The sequence below is a fragment of the Bradyrhizobium sp. BEA-2-5 genome (assembly GCF_032918025.1).
Lineage (GTDB): Bacteria > Pseudomonadota > Alphaproteobacteria > Rhizobiales > Xanthobacteraceae > Bradyrhizobium > Bradyrhizobium pachyrhizi.
The window spans coordinates 5,743,388-5,768,249 of the sequence record NZ_CP136629.1 but is presented as its reverse complement, the minus strand read 5'-3'; the positions used below and the strand labels follow the sequence as shown (position 1 = coordinate 5,768,249).

The following is a 24,862-nucleotide window of genomic DNA, read 5'->3' as shown; positions in this document are numbered from 1 at the left end:
CAATAATTTGCCGGCGCGGTCGCGTCGATGCTTTCAATCGAATACCAAAATTGGATTGAAAAGACAAAAAATGAATGCAAAATAACTCGCCGAGGAGTCGAAATCCGGCGATTGGGAGGTTCTCATGCATCAAGGGCGCCATTTTCTGCAGATTCCAGGGCCGAGCCCGGTCCCGGATCGCATTCTTCGGGCGATGGACATGCCGGTCATCGACCACCGCAGCGCCGAATTCGCCGCGCTCGGCCGTGCCGTGCTCGAGGGCAGCCAGAAGGTGTTTCAGACCAGGGGTCCGGTGGTGATCTTCCCGTCATCCGGGACCGGCGCCTGGGAGGCCGCGATCGTCAATACCCTGTCGCCGGGCGACAAGGTCCTGATGGTCGAGACCGGCCACTTCGCCACCCTGTGGCGGCAGATGGCCGGCCGCTTTGGCATCGAGGTGGATTTCATGCCCGGCGACTGGCGCCGTGGCGCCGACCCGATCCAGATTGAAGCCAGGCTTGCCGCCGACACCGCGCACAGCATCAAGGCGGTGATGGTCGTCCACAACGAGACCTCGACCGGCGCGACCAGCCGGATCTCGGACATCCGTGCCGCCATCGACCGCACCGCGCATCCGGCGCTCCTGATGGTCGACACCATTTCCTCGCTGGGCTCGGTCGATTACCGGCACGACGAGTGGAAGGTCGACGTCAGCGTCAGCTGCTCGCAGAAGGGCTTCATGCTGCCGCCTGGCCTCGGCTTCAACGCCATCTCGGAGAAGGCGCGCGCCGCGTCGCGCACCAACCGGATGCCGCGCTCCTATTTCGACTGGGAGGAAATGCTGAAGCCGAACGCCAAGGGCTTCTTCCCCTATACGCCGGCGACGAACCTGCTCTACGGGCTGCGCGAGGCGATCGCGATGCTGTTGGAGGAGGGGCTCGACAACGTGTTCGCCCGCCATCAGCGGCTGGCCGCCGCCACGCGCGCCGCCGTCAATCAGTGGGGGCTCGAGGTGCTGTGCCAGGAGCCCTCGGAATTCTCGCCGGTGCTGACCGCGGTGATGATGCCGCCCGGCCATGATGCCGATCAGTTCCGCAAGGTCGTGCTCGACAATTTCAACATGTCGCTCGGCGCCGGCCTGTCGAAGGTCGCGGGCAAGGTGTTCCGCATCGGTCATCTCGGCGAGTGCAACGAGCTGACGCTGCTTGGCGCGCTGACCGGCGTCGAGATGGGGCTGTCGGTCGCCGGCGTCCCGCATCGCCCGGGAGGCGTCGAGGCCGCGATGCGGCTTCTCGAGCAGCGCGACCAGCGCAACGCGTCGTCGCATCTGAAGGTGGTCAGCACCTAGCAGCCACGGCATCCGCAGCACAACGAACTCAGAACAATCGCGGATCGGGGGAGGGGATGATATGAGGCTTCGGTTCAAGGCCACCCATGTCGTGTTGGCCATGCTCTGCGTGATGTACTTCATCACCTATGTGGACCGGGTGAACATCGGCACCGCGGCCGGCGAGATCCAGAAGGAGCTCGGCCTGTCCAACACCGAGCTCGGTCTGGTGTTCTCGGCCTTCGCCTATCCGTACCTGCTGTTCCAGGTGATCGGCGGCTGGGTCGGCGATCGCTTCGGGCCGCGCCAGACCTTGTTCTGGTGCGGCATGATCTGGGCCGCGGCGACCATCATGACCGGCTTTGTCCATGGCCTTGCCGCGCTGTTCGTCGCGCGTTTCGCGCTGGGGTTCGGCGAAGGCGCGACATTTCCGACCGCGACGCGCGCGATGCAGTACTGGACGCCTGCGAACCGCCGCGGCTTCGCGCAAGGCCTGACGCATTCGTTCGCACGGCTCGGCAATGCGATCACTCCGCCGGTGGTCGCGCTCCTGATCCTCTGGCTGACCTGGCGCGGCGCGTTCGTCGTGCTCGGCGTTGTCAGCCTGATCTGGGGCATCGCGTGGGTCTGGTATTTCCGCAACGAGCCGCGGGACCATGGCTCGATCACCGCGGCCGAGCTTGCGACCTTGCCGCCGCGTCCGCAGGGCGAGCGGCCGAAGGTGCCGTGGGGACCGCTGCTGCAGCGGATGTGGCCGGTGACGCTGACCTATTTCTGCTACGGCTGGTGCCTGTGGCTCTATCTCAACTGGCTGCCGCTGTTCTTCAAGAACAACTACAGCCTCGATCTGAAGAACTCGGCGCTGTTCGCATCCGGCGTGTTCTTTGCCGGCGTCGTCGGCGACAGCGTCGGCGGCGTCATCTCCGACCGCATTCTCGAGCGCACCGGCAATGTACGGCTGGCGCGGCTCAGCGTGACGGTCGTGGGCTTCGCCGGCGCGCTGCTGTCGCTGATGCCGATCCTGTTCGTTCACGACATCACGGTGGTGGCGCTCTGCCTGTCGGCCGGATTCTTCTGTGCCGAGCTCGTGATCGGGCCCATGTGGTCGATCCCGATGGACATCGCGGCGAAATATTCCGGCACCGCCGCGGGGATCATGAACACCGGCTCGGCTTTCGCGGCCATCGTCTCGCCGCTGGTCGCCGGCTTCGTCATCGACGCCACCGGAAACTGGTACCTGCCGTTCCTGATGTCGATGGGCCTGCTGCTGGTCGGCGGTTTCTCGGCGTTCCTGATGCATCCCGAGCGGCCGTTCGAGGAGACGAACGAATTGGTGGTGCCGGGCAAGGTGGTGGCCGCCGAATGAGGCGCTGCCGGCCCGGCGGAGCGCCGTCAGATATGCATGACCGACCCCCGCCGGGCGAGGGACAAGCCCGGCGAATAGTGATATGCGAGCGGCTCGCCACGACCAAGACGAGACCGGGAAGGACGCCGATGACCGTGCATACTGGAAGGCATTTCTTACAGATTCCAGGACCGACCAACGTGCCCGACCGGGTGCTGCGGGCGATGGACATGCCGACGCTGGACCACCGCGGTCCGGAGTTCGCCGAGCTCGGTTTCGCCGTTCTCGCTGCGATGCAGCGCGTGTTCCGCACCAAGCAGCCCGTGATCATCTTCCCCTCGTCGGGCACCGGCGCCTGGGAAGCGGCGATGGTCAATGTGTTCGCGCCCGGCGACAAGGTCGTGATGTGCGAGACCGGCCAGTTTGCCGTGCTGTGGCGCGGCATCGCCGACAAGTTCAAGCTCGACGTCGACTTCATCCCGGGCGACTGGCGCCATGGCGCCGATCTCGCCGAGATCGAGAAGCGCCTCGCCGCCGACAAGCAGCACAAGATCAAGGCGGTCTGCGTCGTCCACAACGAGACCTCGACCGGCTGCGTGACGCCGCCTGCGGACGTGCGCAAGCTGCTCGACCGCGTCAAGCATCCGGCGCTGTTGATGGTCGACACCATCTCCGGTCTCGGCTCGATGGAATATGAACACGATGCCTGGGGCATCGACGTCTCGGTCGCGGGCTCGCAGAAGGGCCTGATGCTGCCGCCCGGCCTCGGCTTCAACGCCGTCTCGGAGAAGGCGCTTGCCGCGGCCAAGGCCAACCCGGGCATGCGTTCCTACTGGGATTGGCAGGAGGTGATCAACTTCAACAAGCTCGGCACCTTCCCCTACACGCCCGCCACCAACCTGCTCTACGGCCTGCGCGAGGCCGTGAAGATGCTGGAGGAGGAGGGCCTCGAGAACGTCTTCGCCCGCCACAAGCGCCACAGCGAAGCGACGCGCGCGGCGATCAAGGTCTGGGGCCTCGAGACACAATGCCAGGAGCAGGGCGCACACTCGCCGGCGCTGACCGCGGTGCGGGTACCCGACGGCCACGATGCCGATCATTTCCGCAAGGTCGTGCTGGAAAACTTCGACATGTCGCTCGGCACCGGCCTGAACAAGGTCAAGGGCAAGGTGTTCCGCATCGGCCATATCGGCCATTTCAACGATCTGATGCTGATGGGCACGCTTGCCGGCGTCGAGATGGGCCTGGATCTTGCAAAGATCCCGCACCGGAGCGGCGGCGTGCTCGCGGCCATGGACGTCCTGAAGGGACGTGACGCCGCACAGTCGAGGGCTGTCGCTTAAAGGGCTGTCGCCTGAAATCGAATCGCAAACAACAGAAAGAGCGAGACATGAACGCGCCCGTCACTTCGACCGAAGACCTGCTCTACTCCGTCGAGGACGGCATCGCGCGGATCACCTTCAACCGCCCGCAGGCGCGCAACGCGCTGACCTTTGCGATGTACGAGCAGATGGCCGCGATATGCGAGAACATCAATCAGGATCGCTCGATCAAGGCGCTGATCCTGACCGGTGCCGGCGACAAGGCGTTCGCCTCCGGCACCGACATCTCGCAATTCCGTGCCTTCAAGACCGCGCAGGATGCGCTCGACTACGAGGCGCGGATCGACCGCGTGCTCGGCACGCTCGAGCAGTGCCGCGTTCCGGTGATCGCGGCCATTGCCGGCGCCTGCACCGGCGGCGGCGCCGGCATCGCCGCCTGCTGCGACCTGCGCATCGGCACCGAGACGACGCGGATGGGCTTTCCGATCGCGCGCACGCTCGGCAACTGCCTGTCGATGTCGAACATCAGCCGCATCGTCGCGCTGGTCGGCCCCGCCCGCACCAAGGACATGATCTTCAAGGCGCGCCTCGTCGAGGCGCAGGAAGCGCTGGCGCTCGGCCTGCTCAACGAGGTCGTGCCCGACGTCGAGACGCTGCAACGCCGCGCCGACGAGACCGCAAAGCTCGTCGCCGGCCACGCGCCGCTCACGCTGGAAGCGACCAAGGAAGCGGTGCGCCGCATCCGTCGCACGCTGTCGCGCGAGGAGGGCGAGGACCTGATCCTCAAGGCCTATATGAGCGAAGATTTCCGCGAGGGCATGGACGCCTTCCTGAACAAGCGGGCGCCCAACTTCAAAGGCAAGTAACGGGGGCTGGGTGACAGAAGGCCGCGGGCTCGCCGAACCGAGGTCTCCGTCGTCATTCCGGGCTCTCGCGGAGCCTGTCATCGGGCGGCGCTCTGCGCCGACCCGTTGGCGAACCCCGGAATGACGGATGGGCTAGGGGTTCGCGCGCGTGCCACTGAGTTGCCCGACGGCGCAAGCCCCCCTTTGAAAAAATATTTCGGTTTACCGGAAGATCAACTCAGTGTTATGAATTGCCCGTCTCACCCGATCGAGGGGCGCTTCGCGGTCGTCACGAACGTGGGTTGAGATGCGGTGGACGCTGTGCGTGGTACTGACGAGAGCACGCAAGGCGGACGGCGAAATCGTGCAGGCCTGACGCCCTAGCGGCAGGTGTCCTCTTGCAAGAGGCGAAAGCGTCTTTGCGAGGGCGGTGGTGACAAAAAAGCCCGGTCTCGCCGGGGAGAGCACGTATAAGCCGTAACCCATCGCGCAGGGAAAGCCGGATTGCTCCGGTTACACCTGTGGTCCTACCCCCGAGCTTACCACCCATTGCTCGGGGCCCATGGGTGCGATCGGCACCCGGCTTTCCCTGCGCCCTCTTCAAGAGAGAGGGCGGAACGAAGAGCAAAGCTCGGACAGATCATGTCGCGAGAGCGCGGATGTGTGACTCGCAAATCGCTCCACAAATTAGGTGTCGTCCCGGGCAAGCGAAGCGCGACCCGGCAACTGTTATGTCGGCTTGGTCTGCAGGTAGGGCTTTCTGTCGCGCATCATGGCGTTGAGGACCGTTAGGAGCTTCCTGGCGACGGCAATGAGAGCGAGCTTGGCTGGTTTGCCGACCTGTCGCAGCCGCGCGTAGAAGGCCTTGAATGGATCGGCCCGACGAACCGCGTTCAGAGCCGCCATATAGAGGGCGTCACGAACGCGCTTTCGGCCGCCGGCGATCTTGCGTTTTCCACGGAAGGCGCCGCTGTCGACGTTGAAGGGGGCAAGGCCCGCGAGCGCGGCGATCTGCTTCGCTCCAACATGTCCAAGTTCCGGCATCTTCGCGATCAGCTGCATGCAAGCCACGGGACCCACGCCCGGCAGTGAGCGCATCAACCGCGCATCGTCCGCGATCTCCGGCTCGGCCTTGGTCAATGCGTTGATATCGGCCTCGATCTCGGCGATCTCGCCGTCGAGAACCTCAATGAGCCGACTGATCCGTTCGGCCATGGCGCAGTCGTCGGCCTCGCTGCGCCGGTTCTTCTCCTGCGCGCGCATGAGAACCAGTTGGTCCCGCCGTTTTGCAAGCCCTGCCAAAGCGTTGCGGGCGGGATTGGCGGCCCGCTCGGCTGCCGGCTGCATGACCCGGCCAAAGGCCGCCAGCATCCGTGCATCGATCGGATCGGTTTTGGCAAGTTGGCCGCTGGCCCGCGCAAAATCGCGAGCTCGAGCCGGATTGATCCGAGCGAAGCGGACACCGGCCTGGCTTAGGGCCTCGCGAAGCGCGAGGTCATAGGCGCCCGTGGCCTCGAAGACGACCAGCGCATCGCATCGCCAACGCGCCACCTGCTGTGTGATGGCCTGTGCCGCGTTGGCGATGCGCCTGGACACGCCGTCAGCTTCATCAAAGATATCGAGATGCTTCTTGGAGACGTCGATTCCGACATAACGAGGGGGTATGATCACGGTGCCTGTCCCTGTGATGCGAGGTCTGTTGGCGCAGCCTCGTGCAACTGTTCAGGTTGGTAATGGAACGGGCGGGAGGCCGAGCCGGCTCACGGCGTCAAGCGCCAAGGACCCAACGGCTTCCCGCCCAACCCATCATGACAGACTTCCAAGACACAGGGACCCATAACCACCGAAGGTCATTGTCGCATACGCTGGAGCCACAGCTCGCTTCAACAACGAACGTCTGTGGTTATGGGTCCCTGCTTTTGCAGGGACGACAGCGAACAAGCGGCGCGCCTCTGGCCACCCTACACGGTCTGCTCCATTGGCAAACGACGCCCACCTCATTCCAAAGTCATAGGCCATGCGGCAGTTCGCGGCTTGAACTCAGCGGCATTCTCGGCACAATGATGGCGCCCGCCACCTCGCAGGTTTTGCCAAGCCGAACAAATAGATAGGGAAGAAACACGTGGGACAGATTGTAAAAACCACGGCTGCAATCGCGGCCCTCTTGTTGAGCACGCCGGCCTTCGCCGGCTGGGAACCGACGAAGCCCGTCGAGATCGTGGTGGCCGCGGGCGCGGGTGGCGCCTCCGACCAGATGGCGCGGATGATGCAGGCCGCGATCCAGAAGAACAATCTGATGAAGCAGCCGATGGTCGTCTCGCTCAAGGGCGGTGCTTCGGGCGCGGAAGCGCTGATGTACATGAAATCCAGCGAGGGCGACCCGAACAAGGTGTTGATCGCCTATTCGCTGATCTACATGCTTCCGCTGTCGGCCAAGATCCCGTTCAACTGGCGTGAGCTGACCCCGGTCTCCGTGGTCGCGCTCGATCAGTTCGTGTTGTGGGACAATGCGTCGGGCCCCAAGACCGTCAAGGACTTCATCGCGGCCGCGAAGACAGCGAGTTCGCCGTTCAAGATGGGCGGCACCGGCTCCAAGCGCGAGGATCACGTGCTGACCGTGTTCCTCGAGCAGAAGACCGGCGCGAAATTCTCTTTTCTGCCCTACAAGTCCGGCGGTGAGGCCGCGACCCAGCTGGTCGGCAACCACACCGAGGCCAACGTCAACAACCCTTCGGAAAATCTCGAAGTCTGGCGCGCGGGCCAGGTGCGTCCGCTCTGCGTGTTCGACAAGGAGCGCATCTCGTACACCGGTAAGGTGACGGAGACGCAGTCCTGGTCCGACATCCCGACCTGCAAAGAGGAGGGCGTCGACGTGCAGTATCTGATGCTGCGGGCGATGTTCCTGCCCGGCAAGGTGACGCCGGAACAGCAGGCGTTCTATGTCGATCTGTTCCACAAGGTGACGCAGACCACGGAATACAAGGAGTACATGGAGAAGCAGGCGCTGAAGCCGATCTTCCTCACCGGCAAGGACATGGTGCAGTTTCTCGAGGAGGACGATAAGCAGAATGCCTCGCTGATGAACGCGGCAGGGTTCGTCGCAAAATAGCGGATCCGCCGTCATTCCGGGGCGATGCGAAGCATCGAACCCGGAATCTCGAGATTCCGGGTTCACCCTTCGAGTGCCCCGGAATGACTGGGCCTGTTAGCTTGGAATTGCCTTGCAAGCGGCAGCGGCGCAGTGATTACTGCGCCGCAGTATGGCCGAACGTCCGGCGAGCCCGATCGGGCTGGGTCACCCCTCCGGCGCCGTTGCGGGACCGTGAGGAGCGATCATGAGCAAAGCCGTGTTGGGGATCATCGGTGGATCCGGCATCTACGATCTGCCGGGCCTGGAAAATGTCCGCGAGGAGGCGATCACAAGCCCCTGGGGCGAGCCGTCCGCGCCGCTCCGCCGCGGCGAGATGGCGGGACTCCCGATCGTGTTCTTGCCGCGCCACGGCCATGGACACGCGCTGTCCCCCTCCGACATCAACTATCGCGCCAATATCGACGTGCTGAAGCGGGCCGGCGTCACCGACCTGATCTCGCTCTCGGCCTGCGGCTCCTTCAGGGAGGAACTGCCGCCCGGCACTTTCGTTCTCGTCGACCAGTTCGTCGACCGTACCTACAAGCGGGAGAGCTCGTTCTTCGGCAGGGGCTGCGTCGCACATGTCTCGATGGCGCATCCGGTGTCGCCGTTGCTGGCGAGGCATCTGGCGGCTGCTGCCGAGGCCGAAGATATCGCGTTCGCCCGCGGCGGCACTTACCTCTGCATGGAGGGGCCGCAGTTCTCCTCGCTCGCCGAAAGCCTGACCTACAAGGCGCAGGGCTATTCGGTGATTGGCATGACCAACATGCCGGAAGCCAAGCTCGCCCGCGAGGCCGAGATCTGCTACGCCAGCGTGGCGATGGTGACTGATTTCGACTGCTGGCATCCCGATCACGATGCCGTCACCGTTCAGGACATCATCCGCGTGCTGACCTCGAACGCCGACAAGGCGAAGGCGCTGGTGGCGCGGCTGGCAAAGGATTTTCCGCGCGAGCACGAGCCGTGCCCGATTGGCTCGGACCGTGCGCTCGACACCGCGCTGATCACGGCGCCGGAGGCGCGCGATCCTCAATTGCTTGCGAAGCTCGATGCCGTGGCTGGAAGGGTGTTGCGGTCGTGAAGAAGTCCTCCAGGGAGCGCGCGACGCGAAGGGCGTAGGCATGAAGGTCGATGGACGACATTTCCGCAGCATCTGGCGCGAGCGTGACGGCTGGTCGGTCGGCGCGATCGACCAGCGCCGATTGCCGCACGAGTTCATCGTCGCCAAACTCACCACCGCGGACGAGGCCGGCGAGGCGATCCGCTCGATGCTGGTGCGCGGCGCGCCGCTGATCGGCGCGACTGCCGCTTATGGAATGGCACTCGCGATGCGCGAGGATGCCTCCGACGCGGCACTCGAGCGCGCCGGCAAGATGCTGCTGGCGACCCGGCCGACCGCGATCAATCTGAAATGGGCGATCGACGAGATGCAGCGCGCGCTCGTGCCGCTCGCGGCCTCGGCGCGCGCCGAGGCGGCCTACGCCCGTGCCCGCGAGATCGCCGACGAGGATGTCGAGATCAATCGCGAGATCGGCCGCCACGGGCTCGGCCTGATCGAGACGGTTGCCGCGACCAAGAAGTCGGGCGAGGTGGTCAACGTGCTGACCCATTGCAACGCCGGCTGGCTCGCCACCGTCGATTGGGGCACGGCGACGGCGCCGATCTATCTCGCGCATGAGCGCGGCATCAAGATCCATGTCTGGGTCGACGAAACCCGGCCACGCAACCAGGGCGCCTCGCTGACGGCCTGGGAGCTCGGCCATCACGGCGTGCCGCACACCGTGATCCCGGACAATACCGGCGGACACCTGATGCAGCACGGCATGGTCGATCTCGCCATCGTCGGCACCGACCGCGTCGCCGCCAATGGCGATGTCTGCAACAAGATCGGCACCTATCTGAAGGCGCTCGCTGCGCATGACAATGGCGTGCCGTTCTACGTCGCGCTGCCGTCGCCGACGATCGACTTTAGCATCGATGACGGCGTCAGGCAGATTCCGATCGAGCAGCGCGCGGCCGCCGAGGTGACGCACCTCACGGGACGCACGGCGGATGGCCGGATCGAGACCGTGCGCGTGGTTCCGGACGGCTCGTCGGTGGCCAATTTCGGCTTCGACGTCACGCCGGCGCGGCTGGTGACCGGATTGATCACCGAGCGCGGCGTTCTCAAGCCGGAGCGTGCTGCACTTGCGAGCGCCTTTCCCGAACGTTCCACCGTTTAGCTGAAGGCTGCATTGACGGTGGTTGCATCAGCACGCTATCCCAATCGTTGCCCTCGCAACCCAGACCGTCTCATCCATGTCCCAAACCGAACTTGAAATCGTCGTCGACGATCCGACCGCGCCTGAAGATAACTCGCCGGCGGTCGTCAGCACCGGCGTCGTCGACGTCGTCGTGTCGCTGCTCTTGCTTGCGCTCGCCGTAGTGCTCGGCTGGGACAATTGGCGCACCGGCGCGTCGTGGGACTCGACCGGGCCGCAGCCGGGCTATTTTCCGTTCTACCTCTCGGTCATCCTCGGCGGCGCCAGCCTCTATGGCCTCGGCGCGGCCTTTCTTTCGCGCCGGGAAGCCGCCGAGACCTTTGTCACCCGGGCCCAGCTTCGCCGCGTGATGGCAGTGTTCGTGCCGACGCTGCTGTTCTGCGCGGCGACACAGTTCCTCGGCCTCTATGTAGCGAGCTTCCTCCTGATCTCCGGCTTCATGCGCCTCGTCGGCAAGATCGCGCTGTGGAAGTCGCTGCTCACCGCCTTCGTGTTCACGGCGATCATGTTCGTCACCTTCGACATCGCCTTCGACGTCATCATGCCGAAAGGGCCGCTCGAAGCGGCCCTCGGCCGCTAGGCGGGCCGGCGCGATTTCGAAACATGGAAGCTTTCGGGCTCCTGCTCCACGGTTTTGCCGTCCTGCTGACGTGGAAGACGCTCGTGCTGATGATGGTCGGGCTGGTGCTCGGCATCTTCGTCGGCGTGCTGCCGGGGCTCGGCGGCCCCAACGGCGTCGCGATCCTGCTGCCGCTGACCTTCACGATGGATCCGACCTCGGCGATCGTGATGCTGTCCTGCATCTATTGGGGTGCGCTGTTCGGTGGTGCCATCACCTCGATCCTGTTCAACATCCCGGGCGAAGCCTGGTCGGTCGCGACCACCTTCGACGGCTATCCGATGGCGCAGCAGGGCAGGGCGGCGGAGGCGCTGACCGCGGCGTTCACCTCCTCCTTCATCGGCTCGCTGGTCGCCGTGCTGCTGATCACCTTCCTCGCGCCGATGATCTCGTCCTTCGCATTGAAGTTCGGCCCGCCCGAGTTCTTCGCGGTCTATCTCTTGACCTTCTGCTCCTTCGTCGGCCTCGGGCGCGAGGCCAAGCACAAGACGGTCATCTCGATGTCGCTGGGGCTGCTGCTCGCCGGCATCGGCATGGATACCGTGTCCGGCAATCTCCGCATGACCTTCGGCTCGCCGGAGCTGCTTCGCGGCATCAACTTCCTGGTCGCCGTCATCGGCCTGTTCGGCATCAGCGAGATCCTGCTGACGATGGAGGAGCGGCTGGCGCTGCGGGGACATGCGGCGGGCATTTCGCTGCGCGTCGTGCTCAGCGTCTGGAAGGACCTGCCGAAATACTGGGTGACGCTGCTGCGCTCCTCCTTCATCGGCTGCTGGCTCGGCATCACCCCCGGCGGCGCGATCGCGGCCTCCTTCATGGGCTACAATCTCGCCAAGCGCTTCGCCAAGGAGCCCGAAAGCTTCGGCAAGGGCCGCATCGAGGGTGTGTTCGCGCCGGAGACGGCTGCGCATGCCTCCGGCACCTCGGCCCTGCTGCCGATGCTGGCGCTCGGCATCCCCGGCTCGGGCACTGCGGCGATCCTGCTCGGCGGCCTGATGGTGTGGGGGCTCAATCCGGGGCCGCTGCTGTTCGTCGAACACAAGGACTTCGTCTGGGGCCTGATCGCCTCGATGTATCTCGGCAACGTCGTCGGCCTCGTCCTGGTGCTGACGACAGTGCCGATCTTCGCCTCGATCCTGCGCGTGCCCTTTGCCGCGGTGGCGCCGATGATCGTGGTGTCCTGCGCGATCGGCGCCTATGCGATCCAGAACGCGATGTTCGACATCTGGCTGATGCTCGGCTTCGGAATCGTCGGCTACGTCTTCAAGAAGATCGGCATTCCCCTGGCGCCGTTCACCCTCGCGCTCGTGCTGGGCAACCGCGCCGAGGATGCCTTTCGCCTGTCGATGATCGGCGCCGGCGGCGACCTCAAGGTGTTCTGGTCGAACGGTCTGGTCGGCTCGATCACGACGCTTGCAATCGTGCTGCTGTTCTGGCCGGTGATCGACAAGGCGTTCGTCGGGCTCGGACGAATGCTGCGGCCTGCACGGGCGTAGTCGCGGTCCGGGATCTGGCGACCTCGAACCGCTAGGCATTGGTGGTTTGATACCGTCAAACCACCTTGCGCTGACGGAGCTCGGCGATCTCTTCCTTGCCGAAGCCGAATTCGGCCAGCAGCTCCTCGGTCTGCTCGCCGAACTCCGGCGGGCGGGCGGCCATCCTGCTCGGCGTGCGCGACAGCGTCACGGGCTGGCCAACCAGGCGGATATGGCGGCCCTCGTCGTTCGGCACGTCCTGCGCAATGCCGAGATGCTTCACCTGCGCGTCCTCGAACATCTGGTCGATCGAGTAGATCGGCCCGCACGGCACGCCGGCGGCGTTCAGCTCCTGCACCCAGGTCTCGGTCGATTTCTTCTCGGTCAGCGCGCCGATCCTCGCATTCAGCGCGTCGCGGTTCTTCGAGCGTGCCGGCGCGGTCGCGTAGTCGGGGTCGGTGATCAGCTCCGGCGCGCCGATCGCCTGCGCACAGCGCTCCCAGATCCGGCCGCCGGTGGTAGCGATATTGATGTAGCCGTCCGAGGTCTTGAACACGCCGGTCGGAATGCTGGTCGGGTGGTTGTTGCCGGCCTGCCTGGCGACCTCCTTCTCCATCAGCCAGCGCGCGGCCTGGAAGTCGAGCATAAAGATCTGGGCCTGGAGCAGCGAGGTCTGCACCCACTGACCCTTGCCGGAGACCTCGCGTTCGAGCAGTGCGGTGAGGATGCCCATGGCGCAGAACAGGCCGGCGGTGAGGTCGGCGACGGGAATGCCGACCCGCATCGGGCCTCCGCCCGGCGCGCCGGTGATCGACATCAGCCCGCCCATGCCTTGCGCGATTTGATCGAAACCGGGGCGCTTATGGTAGGGGCCGTCCTGGCCGAAGCCGGAGATGCTGCCATAGACGATGCGCGGGTTGATCTTGCGGATGCTCTCGTAATCGATGCCGAGCTTGGCCTTGACGTCCGGCCGGAAGTTTTCGACCACGACATCAGCCTGTTCGGCCAGCCGCTTGAACACCTCGAGCCCCCTGGGGTCCTTGAGGTTCAGCGTCATCGCCCGCTTGTTGCGGTGCAAATTCTGGAAGTCGGAACCCCGCCGGGGGCCGCCCGGCTGCTCGCCGCCGGCATCCTCAGTCAACGCGTCGATCTTGACGACGTTGGCGCCCCAGTCCGCGAGCTGCCGCACGCAGGTCGGCCCAGACCGGACCCGGGTCAAATCCAGCACGGTGAAACGGGACAGGGCTTGGGATGCGCGGGGAAAGGGCATTGAGACACCTCTTGTTGGGCGGGCTGCCCGGGGGCTTGAGCCCATCTGCCATAGACAATTTGGCAGGCCTTTCCAACTGTTACCCGGATCACAAACAGGGCCGAAAACAACCAGCCATGGTTCCGTGGAGATCGGCTCCTGTATTTTGCGGCCCTGGTCTGGCCTCACGCCTCCCCGCCGTCCGCCAACTCTCGACAATCACCGCGCCGGCTGCTAGCCCGTCGCCATGCCGAATGGGTTTTGCCCTTACGGAAGAGGCACTTGAGGCGTATCGGAGCGATGGACCGAAAGCGGGCATGGCGGTGAGAAAGGGTCCATCCCATCTGCTCGGTAACTCGGCATGGAACGCGACCGCCTTCGCGGTCGCGGTGCTGCTCAATCTCGCGATCCTGCCGTTCGTGATTTTCCGGCTCGGTCTCGCCGCGTTCGGCGTTGCGGGTCTGGTGACGGCCTGTGTCGCGCCGGCGCTGATGTTCAGCAATGCGCTCGGCCTTTCGACGGCGCGCGAGCTCGCGCAAAGGTTGGAACCGTCCGACCGCGATCAGGCGCAGCGATTTTTCGCGACCGCTCTCGTGCTTGCCATCGTCCTTGGCGGCCTGATCGCGGCGTTGCTTGCCTTTGCCGGCGCGCCGCTCGCACGACTGGGATTCCACCTCGGCGGCCCGGCCGCCGACGATCTCGGACTCGCCTTCGCATTCGCCGGCGCCGGTTGGCTGTTCCAGTGCCTGTTCGCCGTCTTCCTCTCGCTGTTCACGGCGCGTCAGGACTATCGGCGGATCGCGTCGATCAGCATCACCGGCACGGTGGTGACGACGATGTCGATGCTGCTGCTGATCCCCTACGCGCCGCGTGCCTCGACCTTCCTCGGCTGTCAGGCCTTGGGCTTTGCAACAAATCTCGTGATGGCCTTTGCCTGGTCGCGCCACGCCATCAGTGACTGGCTGGCACGGCCGGCGCTCGATCGCGGTGCGCTGCGTGCGCTGGTCAAGCTTGGCGGTTGGCAGTTCGCGGCGCAAAGCGGCGCGCTGTTCGCCGGGCAGGCGGACCGCTATCTGCTCGGCGCGCTGTTGCAGCCGCAATTCGTCGGCTTCTACAGCGTCGCGCAGCGGCTGGAGGAGGCTGTCTATATCGGTGTGCTGAAGATCGGCGAGATCTTGTTCCCGTTCTTCAGCACCCTGCAGAGGGAGGATGACGATCGCAAGGTCGACCTCCTGCTTCGCTCGTCCTGGATTCTCAATGTGCTTGCCGCGAGCGCGCTGGGCGGCCTGATCCCGGCCGCAGGCGCATTGCTGCATCGATGGACCGGCGCCGAGATCGCCGCCGAGGCCCAGCTGGTGCTGGTGGTGCTCGCGATCAGCGGAATATTGGGGTCCAGCGCCAATGTGTTTGCGTTCTATCTGCTGTCGCAGGGGCGCTCCAGTTCCAACGCGCTGATCTCGCTCGTCACGGGCATCTTCACGCTGGCGACCAGCGCCGTCGCGTTGCCGTATTTCGGCTGGCAGGCGGCCGGTTGGAGCTCCTGCGTCGGGATGGTCGCCCAGATGGTGATCACCGTGCTGTTGCTGCAGCGAACCTTCCGCCTTTCAGATATGTGGTCACGGATGTTGCATTTCGTATTGATCCCGCTCGGCACGGGAGTAGCCATCGCGCTGGCGCTGCGTTCGCAGCTCGGCCACGCGTCATTCGACCACGCGCCGTCATGGTGGTATGTGGTGTCACTCTACGGCGTGTCGGCGGCGGCCATCTTTGTCGCCGCCGTTGCCGCGTCGCAGCTCGGTCCCTACCGCGCCGTGTGCTGGCGGGATCTCCGCGTCATCAGCAGTCGCTTCCTGCCCTTCAAGGCCATCTAGACATGTGCGGCATCGCAGGCATCGTCAATCTGCGCGGCGCTCCCGTGGAGCCGGCCGACATCTCGCGGCTCACCAAATTGATCGCGCATCGCGGTCCGTTCGGCGAGGGCACCTGGTTCAATGCCAAGCGAAACGTCGCCTTCGGCCATCGTCGGCTCGCCATCATCGACCCCGGCGAGGGCGGCTATCAGCCGATGGCATCGGGCGATGGCCGCCATGTGATCGTCTACAACGGCGAGATCTACAACTTCCTCGAATTGCGCCGCGAGCTCGAGGCGAAGGGCGCGGTTTTCCGCAGCCAGTCCGATACCGAAGTGATCCTTGCCGCCTGGCAGGCATGGGGCGAGGACATGCTGCTGCGCTTCAACGGCATGTGGGCGCTGGCGATCTACGACACGGCCACCGATGATCTGTTCCTGGCGCGCGATCGCTTCGGCATCAAACCGATGTTGTATGCGCTGTCGTCCGAGCGGTTCGTTTTCGCGTCCGAGCAGCGGGCGCTGGCGCGGAGCGGGCTGGTTGAGGCGTCGCTCGATGTCGACGTGGCGCGGCGGCTGTTGCTTGACCCGTTCGGGATCGAAGGCAGCGAGCGGACGCTGTTCGCGCAACTGCGCCGCCTGCAGGGCGGCCACTGCATGTGGTTGCGCCAGGGGCGTGTGCAGGTGCGCCGCTGGTGGCGAACCGTGGACCATCTGCCGGCAATCCCGGATACCGAGAGCGAACGCGTCGAGCGCTTTCGTGACCTGTTTCAGGATTCCGTCGCGCTGCGGATGCGCAGCGACGTTCCGATCGGGACCTGTCTGTCCGGCGGCTTCGATTCGTCCGCGGTGATCTGCGCCATGGCGACCCATGAGAAAGCCGGCATGGGGCCGCGTGACTCGACCGCCTGGCGGCACGCCTTTGTCGCGACCTTTCCCGGCGCCAGCAATGACGAGCGGCCGATGGCGGAGGAAGCGGCCGCGTGGGCCGAGGTGGCACCGAGCTTTCTCGAGATCGGCCGCTCCGACGCGCTCACCGACCTTGACCGCATTCTCGACGACAATGACGACGTCTATATCGGGCTGCCGAGCGCGCCTTGGCTGATCTATCGCGAGCTCCGGCGCCAGAACGTCACCGTGTCACTCGACGGCCACGGCGCGGACGAATTGATGGGCGCCTACCTGCAGGAGGGACAGTCGGCCGCATTCCGGATCCGGAACGCAGCAGCCGCGCTCACCTCACGATCGCAGCTGGCGCAGCGCGGCATCGACTTCCTGCGCGCGCAGATGATCAGGCGCGAGGGGCACTACTTCCTGCGCGGAGGTGCTGCGGCCGCGCCCGCGCCGCTGCCGCTGGTCGCCGAGGACGACGAATTGCCTGATACATGGGGTGCGTTGAACCGGCGCCTCTACCGCATGTTCCATTCGACCACGCTGCCTACCATTCTGCGCAATTTCGACCGACTCTCGATGGCGCACGGGATCGAGGTCCGCATGCCGTTCATGGATTGGCGGCTGGTCACCTACACGATGGCGCTGCCGGAAACGAGCAAGTCGGCGGATGGCCTGACCAAGGTGGTGGCGCGGCAGGCGATGGCGAACCTGATGCCCGAAACCATCCGCACCGCGCGCCGCAAGGTAGGCTTCAACTCGCCGATGCCGGAATGGCTGAATGGGCCATTGGCGGGGTGGACGGCACAGCTGCTCGATCGGAATGTTCCGGCTTTCGCCGAGTTCGTCGACGAAACGCCCCTTCGAAAGGCGGTCGGCCGCTTGACGGCGTCGCAGAGCTGGGATTGGAAGAGTGTCGGCCGGATCTGGCCTTATTTGAACATGAAATGGATGTTGGCAAGGTCCGCGTAACCAATGCGTCTGTTCCAGAATAGCGGTCTCTATCCGTCCTATTTGCCGAGGCTGAACCAGCTCGCGGCAAAAGCGTCAAGTTTCGACGCGCGCCGCGACGTGTTCCTGCATGATCGGTTTGGCGCCGCGCATTTTCTCAAGCCTGTGCTCGACGGCGCAGTTGAAGCCTTCTTCACGAATGGCGACGATGAGGTGCTGCAGCGCCAGTGGGCACGTGAGCAGGGCCTGAAGGAAGCGCCGACGCTCGAGGCCATTCTGCTCGCGCAGATCGAGCATCACAGAACCGAGGTGTTCTACAATCTCGATCCGGTGCGCTATCCGAGTGCGTTCGTCGCCAAGCTTCCCGGCTGTGTGAAGAAGACGCTGTGCTGGCGCGCCGCGCCTTCCGGAAATGCCGATCTCACCGCCTATGGCGCGGTGCTTGGAAACTTCCCCTCGATCCTCGAGGCGTGGCGCAGCAAGGGGTGCCGGGCGGAGCTCTTCTTTCCCGCGATCGACCCTGTCATGGAGCAGTACGGCCACGGCGAACGACCGATCGACGTGGCGTTTGTCGGTGGATATTCGCGGCATCATAGCGCGCGGGGCAGGACGCTCGAACAGGTCGCCGCGCTGGCAGCTGACCACAAGATCGTATTCTGCCTCGATGCGTCGCGGCTGACACGGCTTGCCGAAAGCGCGGTCGGTCGATTGCTGCCGCTGCGCAAGCACCGCCGCCCCGACGCCATCGCGCGAATCGCGAGGTTGCCGCTGTTCGGCAGGGACCTCTACGAGTTGTTCGGATCGGCGAAGATCGTGCTCAACGGCGCAATCGACATGGCCGGCAACGATCGCGGCAATATGCGCTGCTTCGAGGCGATGGGTTGCGGCTCGCTGCTCGTGTCGGATGCCGGCAACTATCCGGAGGCGATGCAGGACGGCGTCACGATGCGCAGCTACGACGCTCCCGAGCGGGCCGCCGAGGCGATCTCACGCAGCCTGCGGGATTGGCCTCAATGGGCTGCGATCGCCGCCTCCGGCAGGAGCCGCGTGCAGGAGACCTACAGCAAGGCCTCGCAATGGGCGCAGTTTATCGACCTCGTCGCGCGGATTGAGCCGTGATAGAGCGTTTTCGAGCGAAGTGGGCGCCGGTTCGCGCAGGGAAAATGCGTCAAAACAACAATCTGGAGCCCCGTTCCGATTCCATCGGAACGGAAAAGGCTCTAGACGGTGCACAGGGCCGGCCAGCGGGCGGGCGATCGGGCCGAGATGATGTCTGCAACTGACTTGATCCATCAGCTGAAATGGGCGGCCGACGGGCTCGCTGTGCCGCTGTTCAGGCTGCGGCCGCGGCCGTTCGGCCCGGGCTATCAGACGGTCAAGCGCGATACCATCACCGCGGCGATCGACGCAGGCCTGCTACAGGCAGGAAAGGAGCTTCCGCCCGGCTACGGCGTCGCCATGGACGAGCGCGTGGTGGAATATCCCTGGGTCTATGCCCGATTGAACAATGTCGGCAAGATGCTGGACGCGGGATCGACGTTCAACCACGATTTCCTGCTGCAGCGTCCGCCGCTGCGCGGCGCGGATCTCACCATCATGACGCTGGCGCCGGAGAAGCGATGCTATTGGCATGACGGCTACTCCTATGTGTTCGGCGATCTTCGCAACACGATGTTCGGCGATCAGGTTTTCGACACCGTCGCCAGCATTTCGACGATCGAGCACATCGGCCTCGACAATCAGATGCTGTACACGGGCGATCCGCGCGACGCCGAGACCGATCGCGACGGCTTTGTTCCGGCGGTGCGGGAGTTCAAGCGCATTCTCAAGCCCGGCGGGACCTGCTTGATCTCGGTGCCGTTCGGCAAACGCGACAATCTCGGTTGGTATCAGGTGTTCGATCTCGCCATGATCGAGCGGATCATCGAGGCATTCGGCGCGGCATCCTCTCATGTCGACTATTTCGGCTATTCGCGGCAGGGCTGGTCGCGCCAGAGCGCCGAGGCGCTCGCCGGCGCGACCGTTTTCGACGTCCACACCGGCAAAGGGCAGGGCAATGACCTTGCGGCGTCGTCGCGCGCCGTTGCTTGCCTGCAGTTGACGGCATGAATGTCGATTACCTGATCCAGCGCCTGATCGGTCGCGCGACGTGCCGGCTGCAGCCGGACGCGGCGCTCGGCCGCTATGCCAGGATCAGAAATATCAGCGGCGATTCCGACAAGATCGTCGTGGGCCGCAATAGCCGCATCCTGGGTGAACTCCTGACCTTCGCGCATGGTGGCGAGATCAAGATCGGCGAATGGTGCTACGTCGGAGAAGGAACCCGGATCTGGTCGGCGGCGTCGATCGAGATCGGCAACCGCGTCCTGATCTCGCATTCGGCGAATGTCTTCGACAATCTCACGCACCCGCTGCGGGCGGCCGAGCGGCACAAACAGGTCCAGCAGATTTTCACCCGCGGGCATCCGAACGATATCTCGCTTGATGAGAGTCCAGTCAAAATCTGCGATGATGCCTGGATCGGCGCGGGTGCGATGGTCTTGCGCGGTGTGACGGTGGGCCAGGGCGCTATCGTCGCGGCCGGCGCGGTCGTAACCAGGGATGTCGCGGCGTTTTCGATCGTGGCGGGCAATCCGGCCGTATTGGTGAGGGAGCTTGGGCCCGATGAACGGTGAGCGCAAGTTTACCACCTGGGAGGACGCGGTGGTCTGGCTGCGCAATCAGCCGGATCAGCGCCAGCTTGTGCTCGATGCATTCTACGACGATCCGCTGGCCGGCGCTGCCGAACGCTATTTCCGGAGCTCCGAGTGGCAGGCGGTCGCTTCGCTGCTGGCCGGCCGGTCCGGCGCCGCGCTCGATGTCGGCGCCGGCCGCGGCATTGCGAGCTACGCGCTCGCCCGAACCGGCTTTGCCGTGACGGCGCTCGAGCCGGATCCCAGCGCGATCGTGGGAGCGGCGGCGATCCGCGATCTGGCAGCGCAGTCGCAACAGCCGATCCGGGTGGTCGAAGAGTTTTCCGAGCGGCTGCCGTTCGCCGATGCGGCGTTCGATGTCGTCTTTGCCCGCGCCGTGCTGCACCACACGCGCGATCTCGAGGGAGCATGCCGGGAGATGTTTCGCGTGCTGCGGCCCGGCGGCATGCTGATCGCTGCGCGCGAGCATGTCATCAGCAAGGAGGCGGACCTCCCCCAGTTCCTCGCGCAGCATCCGTTGCATCATCTTTACGGGGGCGAGCATGCCTACCTGCTCGATCGCTACACCGGCGCGCTGACCGCCGCAGGCTTTTCCGCGATCGACGCGCTGGCGCCGCTGCAAAGCCCGATCAACCTGTTTCCCTATACGCTGGAGACCCTGAAATCGGCGATCGTGACCAGGTTGACGCAAAAGGTTCCGGTGGCGCCGCTGTGGCGAACCGCGTTTGCGTCGCGTCTTGTGTTCGGCTCGTTGCTGTCGATGGCCGAACGTTTCGACAATCGGCCGGGCCGGCTCTACTCTTTTGTCTGTCACAAGGCCTGATCGATGATCGTCTGGGTCACAGGCGCGAATGGGTTCATCGGCCGTCATCTCGTGCATGAGCTGGCGGGAGCGGGCCAAGCGGTGCACGGCGTCGGGCACGGCGCACTCGATGCAGCGGAATCCCGGCGGCTTGGTTTGCAGAGCTGGATCAACGGTGAAATCGACGCGGCCAATCTCAATGCGCTCGCGGCCGCGCACGGGCTACCGGCGCAGATCTTTCATCTGGCCGGCGGATCGTCGGTCGGCATCTCGATCGAGCGGCCGTTCGAGGACTTTTCGCGCACCGTGGCGAGCACCGCGCGGCTGCTCGAATGGCTGCGCGGATCCGCGCCGAACTGCGCCGTGATCGCGGCGTCAAGTGCGGCCGTCTATGGAGCCGACCATGTCGGCCCGATCGCTGAAAGCGCGATCGCAACTCCGATGTCGCCCTATGGGAAGCACAAGTTGATGATGGAGCAATTGTGCGGGAGCTACGCGCAGTCGTTTGGCATCCGCTGCACGATCGTGCGGCTGTTCTCGGTCTATGGACCCAATTTGCGCAAGCAGCTGCTCTGGGACATCTGCTCGCGGCTGGCGGCCAAGGAGCAGGTGCTCACGCTTGGCGGGACGGGCAACGAAATCCGCGACTGGATCGACGTGCGTGATGTCGCAAGGCTGCTCGCAAGCGTCGCAACACCGTCGTCGCAGGCGGCCTTCCGGGTCATCAATGGCGGGTCGGGCCGTGGGACCAGCGTTGCCGATATCGCAGCCGGTCTCATCCGGCAGTGGGGCGGCAATACCGTTGTGCGGCACTCGGGCGTAAGCCGGCCCGGCGATCCCGTGAGCCTGTTGGCCGACGATGCCGTGCTGCGCCAGATCGGGTTCGATTGGCGCATTCCGCTCGATCGAGGCCTTGCCGATTACGTGGCCTGGTTCAAGGGGCAGGCTTCGTGACGCCCCGCCCATTGCGGTTCGCGTTCGGTCACATTTCGCGACGGCTTTGGGCCGGCGGCTACAATTATCAGCGCAATCTGTTTGCGGCGCTTGCCAGGTTTCTGCCCGGCGAATTCGTTCCGATTGTCTTTGCCGGGAACAGGGCCGAAGAGAATGAACTCGCGGAGCTTGCCGCGATACCGGGTGTCGAGGTCGTTCGATCGGAGACTTTCGATGGACAGCCAGGGTTGGCCGCGGCACTCGGGCTTGGTCTGGATCGCGGAGCCGCGGCGGCGTTTCGAGGCGCCGGGATCGATGTCGTCGTCGAATCGGCACGTTTCTTTGGTTGGCGGCTCGCGCATCCGGCAGTGGCATGGATTCCGGATTTGCAGCACCGCTCTCTGCCGCAACTGTTTCCAACGACGGCACGCTGGCGCCGCGAGCTTGGCTTTCGCATGCAAATCGCCTCGGGCCGAACCATCATGCTGAGCAGCGAGAGCGCGCTGCGTGATTTCAGGGCCTACTATCCAGGCGCAAGAAACCAGGTCTGCGTCGTTCGCTTCGCGACCCAGCCGCCGGCCGCGTTCCTGAACACGGACCCGGCCGAAGTGATCGGGGCATATCATCTGCCGGCGAACTATTTCTATCTGCCCAATCAGTTCTATCGCCACAAGAACCACAAGCTCGTCGTCGACGCCTTGACGATCCTGAAGGGGCGGGCGATCGACGTGGTGATCTGTGCATCCGGCAGCAAGGAAGACCGGCGCGAGCCGGGCTATTATGATCTGGTCAACTCCGAGATCCAGAAGCGCGGCCTTGAAGCGCAGTTCCGCCACCTAGGCGTTATCCCGCTGCCGCATGTCTACGCGCTGCTGCGCGCTTCAACGGCGCTGATCAACCCATCGCGCTTCGAGGGCTGGAGCACGACCGTCGAGGAGGCGAAATCGTTTGGCGTTCCGATGATCCTGTCCGACATCGACGTGCATCGGGAGCAGACCGCGGGTAGCGCCCGCTATTTCGGCGTCGACGATCCGGTCGCGTTGGCAGACCACCTGATGCAGGCCGTGCAGGAAGCTCACGGGCCCACCATTCGGAACGTCGTCCCGCACCAGGACGACAATGTCAGCGCGTTCGCAGCGAGTTTTGCGGCGACAATGCGACAGGCGGCAGGTCAGGATGTCGGTGAACCGATCGAAAGATAGACGGCAAGTCAGCTCGCGCGATCGCTCCTTCACCCGGTGAGGTTGACGTTCATCGCGTGAACGGGTTAGAGGTGAGCTCAGGCGCCGGATGGGATTTCAAGCCATAGCGGCTCGAATGCGTTTCCTGTCGCATTGTCCACGAAACCCAAGCGGATATAGGTCAGTCACTCGTGTGCGGCATATTCGGCCTAGTCGCCAAGAACGGGCTCGTTGATGCTGATCAAGTCGATCGACTGACCGATCTCGTCGCTCACCGCGGTCCGGACGGGCGCGGAGTGCGGGTCAATGGCGCGGTCGGGTTGGGGCACCGGCGGTTGGCCATCATCGACTTGACCGACGACGGCGCGCAGCCGATGCGCGATCGACTGCTCCCGATCTGGATCACCTACAACGGTGAGATTTACAACTATCTCGAGCTTCGTACAGAACTCGAAGCGCTCGGTCACGTCTTTCATACCGCCTCCGACACCGAGGTCTTGCTGGCGGCCTATGTCCGCTGGGGCGAGAAGTGCCTCGACCGTTTCAACGGCATGTGGTCGTTCGCGATTCACGACGAGCGCGACAATACGCTGTTCTGCGCGCGCGATCGCTTTGGCGTAAAGCCGTTCTACTTCGCAAACACGGCGACGCAGTTCGCGTTCGGTTCGGAAATTCGCCAGCTGCTTCCCCTGATCGGGCGTTCGATCGCGGACGACGACCTCGTCAGGGATTTTCTTGTCTGCGGTTTGAGCGATCACACCAGCCGGACCTTCTTCAAGGGTGTCGAGAAGCTGCCGCCCGGACACAAGATGCGCGTCGACGTGTCGACAGGCCGGATCGAGATCGAACGCTATTATTCGCTGGCGCCTCGTTTGGCCGTGGCGAACGAACAGGATGCGGCCAGGTTACTGGCGGAGCTGCTCGACGATGCGACGCGCCTGCGCCTGCGCTCGGATGTTCGCGTCGGAACCTGCTTGTCGGGAGGTTTGGACAGTTCGAGCGTCGCGACGCTGGCCGCAAGGCACTACGCGTCGTCCTCCAATGGTCGCTTCTTTGCCATCACTGCGGTGAGCGAGCAGGCGGCGAACAACGAGGAAGCCTACGCGGCCGACGTCGTGGAAAAGGCCGAGCTGAACTGGTTGCGCACCAAGCCGAGCTATGAGGATTTCGCATCGACTGCGGAAGCCTTGCTCGAGGTGCAGGAAGAGCCGTTCGCTGGCCCCTCGATCATGATGCAATACGAGGTGATGAAGACGGCGCGCGCGAACGGCGTGATTGTGCTGCTCGATGGTCAGGGGGGCGATGAGACGCTGCTGGGCTATCATCGCTATTATGCGGCGTGGCTCCGCGACCAGCTGGACCGCTCCGGTGTAAGGGGATTTTTCTCCGCCTTCCGCGCGGCCACACAGGCCGGCGTATCAGCTCAACGCTTGCTGATGTACCTGTTTGGCGCCAGCTCGGCAGTGCTAAGAGCCACATTCTACCGTTGGCGATATGCCTTCCTGAAGAACCCGGACTTGCCGGAGTGTCTTCGCCGTTTTGCGCGGGAGACGAGGGACGCGCAGGAAATGCAGGTACTCGAGATCACGGAAACCAACCTGCCGATGCTGCTCCGTTTCGAGGACAAGAACTCGATGCGGTTTGGGATCGAGACGCGATTGCCGTTCCTGGATTACCGATTTGTTGAGTTTGCGTTGAGCTTGCCGACGCGCATCAAGTTGAACAATGGATGGACGAAGTGGCCGCTTCGTGCGGCCATGCAGGAGGTTCTTCCGGCCAGCATCTCCTGGCGCAAGGACAAGATCGGTTTCGCCGCGCCCGATCAGCTATGGCTCAATCGACACTCGCCTGCGATGTATGAAAAGGTGGCCGGCAGCGCACTGCTTGCCCGGTACGTGAACATGGCTGCGGTGAAGAGGAAATTTCACCGGCTCGACCTCGGGATGCGCTGGCGGCTTTATTGCGTGGCGCTTTGGGCTGAACGCTTCGGGGTTGAAGCCCCATGAAGAT

The 24,862-nt window shown here is 64.4% G+C and carries 20 protein-coding genes; 18 read left to right on the top strand and 2 right to left on the bottom strand.

All coding sequences use genetic code 11. The annotated features are described in order from the left end of the window. Window positions 1-124 precede the first annotated feature (124 nt). The 4 genes from RX327_RS27230 (at window position 125) to RX327_RS27215 (ending at window position 4,839) form a co-directional block, all read left to right on the top strand. Window positions 125-1,327: a pyridoxal-phosphate-dependent aminotransferase family protein gene (locus RX327_RS27230; protein WP_050383830.1), complete on the top strand. Its 1,203-nt coding sequence runs from the start codon at window positions 125-127 to the stop codon at window positions 1,325-1,327. 61 nt (window positions 1,328-1,388) lie between these two features. Further along, window positions 1,389-2,672: an MFS transporter gene (locus RX327_RS27225; protein WP_317247668.1), complete on the top strand. Its 1,284-nt coding sequence runs from the start codon at window positions 1,389-1,391 to the stop codon at window positions 2,670-2,672. Window positions 2,673-2,800: 128 nt separating this feature from the next. Beyond that, entirely contained in the window at window positions 2,801-3,994 is a 1,194-nt protein-coding gene (locus RX327_RS27220; protein ID WP_317247667.1) for a pyridoxal-phosphate-dependent aminotransferase family protein, read from the top strand. Between the two features lie 47 nt (window positions 3,995-4,041). Further along, window positions 4,042-4,839: an enoyl-CoA hydratase/isomerase family protein gene (locus tag RX327_RS27215; protein ID WP_317247666.1), complete on the top strand. Its 798-nt coding sequence runs from the start codon at window positions 4,042-4,044 to the stop codon at window positions 4,837-4,839. Between the two features lie 708 nt (window positions 4,840-5,547). On the opposite strand, the gene RX327_RS27210 is transcribed toward RX327_RS27215, so the two are convergent. After that, window positions 5,548-6,489, bottom strand: a complete 942-nt coding sequence (locus RX327_RS27210; RefSeq protein WP_317247665.1) for an IS110 family transposase — start codon at window positions 6,487-6,489, stop codon at window positions 5,548-5,550. 460 nt (window positions 6,490-6,949) lie between these two features. Between RX327_RS27210 and RX327_RS27205 the strand changes: the two genes are divergently transcribed. The 5 genes from RX327_RS27205 (at window position 6,950) to RX327_RS27185 (ending at window position 12,324) form a co-directional block, all read left to right on the top strand. Beyond that, the gene (locus tag RX327_RS27205) at window positions 6,950-7,927 is read left to right on the top strand and encodes a Bug family tripartite tricarboxylate transporter substrate binding protein (RefSeq protein ID WP_410712198.1); all 978 of its coding nucleotides are present in this window, start codon (window positions 6,950-6,952) and stop codon (window positions 7,925-7,927) included. A gap of 226 nt (window positions 7,928-8,153) precedes the next feature. Continuing rightward, window positions 8,154-9,029: an S-methyl-5'-thioadenosine phosphorylase gene (locus RX327_RS27200; RefSeq protein ID WP_317247663.1), complete on the top strand. Its 876-nt coding sequence runs from the start codon at window positions 8,154-8,156 to the stop codon at window positions 9,027-9,029. A gap of 40 nt (window positions 9,030-9,069) precedes the next feature. After that, window positions 9,070-10,170, top strand: a complete 1,101-nt coding sequence (gene mtnA, locus RX327_RS27195) for an S-methyl-5-thioribose-1-phosphate isomerase (protein WP_317247662.1) — start codon at window positions 9,070-9,072, stop codon at window positions 10,168-10,170. A 76-nt stretch (window positions 10,171-10,246) separates the two neighbouring features. Continuing rightward, complete coding sequence (locus tag RX327_RS27190) at window positions 10,247-10,789, top strand: tripartite tricarboxylate transporter TctB family protein (RefSeq protein ID WP_317247661.1); 543 nt, start codon at window positions 10,247-10,249, stop codon at window positions 10,787-10,789. Window positions 10,790-10,812: 23 nt separating this feature from the next. Then, window positions 10,813-12,324, top strand: a complete 1,512-nt coding sequence (locus RX327_RS27185) for a tripartite tricarboxylate transporter permease (RefSeq protein WP_317247660.1) — start codon at window positions 10,813-10,815, stop codon at window positions 12,322-12,324. Window positions 12,325-12,379: 55 nt separating this feature from the next. Here RX327_RS27185 and RX327_RS27180 read toward each other — a convergent pair whose 3' ends face one another. Further along, window positions 12,380-13,573, bottom strand: coding sequence for a CoA transferase (locus RX327_RS27180; protein ID WP_317247659.1), 1,194 nt, complete (start codon window positions 13,571-13,573; stop codon window positions 12,380-12,382). A 296-nt stretch (window positions 13,574-13,869) separates the two neighbouring features. Between RX327_RS27180 and RX327_RS27175 the strand changes: the two genes are divergently transcribed. The 9 genes from RX327_RS27175 (at window position 13,870) to asnB (RX327_RS27135) (ending at window position 24,858) form a co-directional block, all read left to right on the top strand. Then, entirely contained in the window at window positions 13,870-15,423 is a 1,554-nt protein-coding gene (locus RX327_RS27175) for a lipopolysaccharide biosynthesis protein (protein WP_050383821.1), read from the top strand. 2 nt (window positions 15,424-15,425) lie between these two features. Next, entirely contained in the window at window positions 15,426-17,264 is a 1,839-nt protein-coding gene (gene asnB / locus RX327_RS27170; protein ID WP_050383820.1) for an asparagine synthase (glutamine-hydrolyzing), read from the top strand. A gap of 3 nt (window positions 17,265-17,267) precedes the next feature. Continuing rightward, window positions 17,268-18,362, top strand: coding sequence for a glycosyltransferase (locus tag RX327_RS27165; protein ID WP_050383819.1), 1,095 nt, complete (start codon window positions 17,268-17,270; stop codon window positions 18,360-18,362). Window positions 18,363-18,512: 150 nt separating this feature from the next. After that, window positions 18,513-19,352, top strand: coding sequence for a methyltransferase domain-containing protein (locus RX327_RS27160; protein WP_063779897.1), 840 nt, complete (start codon window positions 18,513-18,515; stop codon window positions 19,350-19,352). Further along, window positions 19,349-19,918 carry an acyltransferase gene (locus RX327_RS27155; protein WP_050383817.1) on the top strand — a complete coding sequence of 190 codons (570 nt, stop codon included), beginning with the start codon at window positions 19,349-19,351 and terminating at the stop codon, window positions 19,916-19,918. Before RX327_RS27160 ends, RX327_RS27155 begins: the two co-directional genes overlap by 4 nt. Then, window positions 19,908-20,759 (top strand): class I SAM-dependent methyltransferase, encoded by an 852-nt coding sequence (locus RX327_RS27150; RefSeq protein WP_157345140.1) that lies wholly within the window; start codon window positions 19,908-19,910, stop codon window positions 20,757-20,759. Before RX327_RS27155 ends, RX327_RS27150 begins: the two co-directional genes overlap by 11 nt. Before the next feature lie 3 nt (window positions 20,760-20,762). Continuing rightward, complete coding sequence (locus RX327_RS27145; RefSeq protein WP_050383816.1) at window positions 20,763-21,692, top strand: NAD-dependent epimerase/dehydratase family protein; 930 nt, start codon at window positions 20,763-20,765, stop codon at window positions 21,690-21,692. Beyond that, window positions 21,689-22,873: a glycosyltransferase family 4 protein gene (locus RX327_RS27140; protein WP_050383815.1), complete on the top strand. Its 1,185-nt coding sequence runs from the start codon at window positions 21,689-21,691 to the stop codon at window positions 22,871-22,873. Before RX327_RS27145 ends, RX327_RS27140 begins: the two co-directional genes overlap by 4 nt. Before the next feature lie 170 nt (window positions 22,874-23,043). Continuing rightward, window positions 23,044-24,858 (top strand): asparagine synthase (glutamine-hydrolyzing), encoded by a 1,815-nt coding sequence (gene asnB / locus RX327_RS27135; protein ID WP_050383814.1) that lies wholly within the window; start codon window positions 23,044-23,046, stop codon window positions 24,856-24,858. The last annotated feature ends 4 nt before the right edge of the window (window positions 24,859-24,862 follow it).

Bases quoted from the DNA above. Each gene is read 5' to 3' on its own strand.
- RX327_RS27230 (WP_050383830.1), top strand. From the start codon at position 125: ATGCATCAAGGGCGCCATTTTCTGCAGATTCCAGGGCCGAGCCCGGTC.
- RX327_RS27225 (WP_317247668.1), top strand. From the start codon at position 1,389: ATGAGGCTTCGGTTCAAGGCCACCCATGTCGTGTTGGCCATGCTCTGC.
- RX327_RS27220 (WP_317247667.1), top strand. From the start codon at position 2,801: ATGACCGTGCATACTGGAAGGCATTTCTTACAGATTCCAGGACCGACC.
- RX327_RS27215 (WP_317247666.1), top strand. From the start codon at position 4,042: ATGAACGCGCCCGTCACTTCGACCGAAGACCTGCTCTACTCCGTCGAG.
- RX327_RS27200 (WP_317247663.1), top strand. From the start codon at position 8,154: ATGAGCAAAGCCGTGTTGGGGATCATCGGTGGATCCGGCATCTACGAT.
- mtnA (WP_317247662.1), top strand. From the start codon at position 9,070: ATGAAGGTCGATGGACGACATTTCCGCAGCATCTGGCGCGAGCGTGAC.
- RX327_RS27190 (WP_317247661.1), top strand. From the start codon at position 10,247: ATGTCCCAAACCGAACTTGAAATCGTCGTCGACGATCCGACCGCGCCT.
- RX327_RS27185 (WP_317247660.1), top strand. From the start codon at position 10,813: ATGGAAGCTTTCGGGCTCCTGCTCCACGGTTTTGCCGTCCTGCTGACG.
- RX327_RS27180 (WP_317247659.1), bottom strand. From the start codon at position 13,573: ATGCCCTTTCCCCGCGCATCCCAAGCCCTGTCCCGTTTCACCGTGCTG.
- RX327_RS27175 (WP_050383821.1), top strand. From the start codon at position 13,870: ATGGCGGTGAGAAAGGGTCCATCCCATCTGCTCGGTAACTCGGCATGG.
- asnB (WP_050383820.1), top strand. From the start codon at position 15,426: ATGTGCGGCATCGCAGGCATCGTCAATCTGCGCGGCGCTCCCGTGGAG.
- RX327_RS27165 (WP_050383819.1), top strand. From the start codon at position 17,268: ATGCGTCTGTTCCAGAATAGCGGTCTCTATCCGTCCTATTTGCCGAGG.
- RX327_RS27160 (WP_063779897.1), top strand. From the start codon at position 18,513: ATGTCTGCAACTGACTTGATCCATCAGCTGAAATGGGCGGCCGACGGG.
- RX327_RS27155 (WP_050383817.1), top strand. From the start codon at position 19,349: ATGAATGTCGATTACCTGATCCAGCGCCTGATCGGTCGCGCGACGTGC.
- RX327_RS27150 (WP_157345140.1), top strand. From the start codon at position 19,908: ATGAACGGTGAGCGCAAGTTTACCACCTGGGAGGACGCGGTGGTCTGG.
- RX327_RS27145 (WP_050383816.1), top strand. From the start codon at position 20,763: ATGATCGTCTGGGTCACAGGCGCGAATGGGTTCATCGGCCGTCATCTC.